1 protein-coding gene is annotated in these 857 nt (G+C 36.3%); it reads right to left on the bottom strand.

Going from position 1 to position 857, the window contains the following annotated elements:
* Positions 1 to 87 precede the first annotated feature (87 nt).
* Positions 88 to 492, bottom strand: coding sequence for a lipocalin family protein (locus tag QZ327_RS12515; RefSeq protein ID WP_294619787.1), 405 nt, complete (start codon positions 490 to 492; stop codon positions 88 to 90).
* Positions 493 to 857: the final 365 nt, after the last annotated feature.

Here is an 857-nt window from a genome sequence, read left to right as displayed (position 1 = left end):
ATGCATAAAGGGGAATTAACAAAGGTTAATCCCCCAAGAATTACAACTGAGCCATCTTTTTCATATATTGATTATGACTGTTTTGTATCATTTTACCCTTTTGCAGTGTTCTGTCCGACCTTCATCATCATCGTGACATACTAATTCATCGGAAGTCAGTTTAAGAACCGTTAATGTTCCTCCGTCACGTCCGTCATCTATATAGGTTAGTCGAATCACTTTCTTTTCTGCATCGTAGGTATATTTACAATAATCACTTTTTTCTTCTCCTACTTCATCAGTATAATAGATTGTGCTTGAATCTATAACCCAGTAAGGATAATCATGCTCTGTGATTTCTCCGTCATCGTACACTGTCTTCACAATCTTCCATGTTCCAATAAGACTTGCAGCGTTACCGCTTTCATCTTCATCATCATCACTGCAAGCTGCGAAGTTCACACACATAACTACGGCTATCAAAGCCATTCCAATTAATCTTAATGTTTTCATTTTATTAATAGATTGTTGCTTACCTGCTCCCTTTGTAAGCTATTAAAAATGAAGAGGCGTGGGAACATTGAATATTACCTTATTGAGGCTCTCGACTGCCCAGCACAAGTAATAAACAAAGCCCACGCCAAACGGTATATAAGCTGCTCTAAATAAGAGACAGATATATAACATCAGCGTGAGCGTTCTTGCTTATTATCCTTGTGCATGAAATTGTCGAGATTTCAATAAGGGATAATATCTTAAACGCTCTTTTATTATAATATGTCTGCACCTCGTAAACGAAATACAATGCAAAAATACTTTATTAAAGCTAATCAGCCAAGAAAAAACCAGAGATTTTACACGGTCATAATACCTTATCT

It is taken from the genome of uncultured Bacteroides sp. (assembly GCF_910578895.1).
GTDB lineage: Bacteria > Bacteroidota > Bacteroidia > Bacteroidales > Bacteroidaceae > Bacteroides.
The sequence above is the reverse complement of the archived record's forward strand: the minus strand, read 5'-3'. Positions and strand labels throughout refer to the sequence as shown.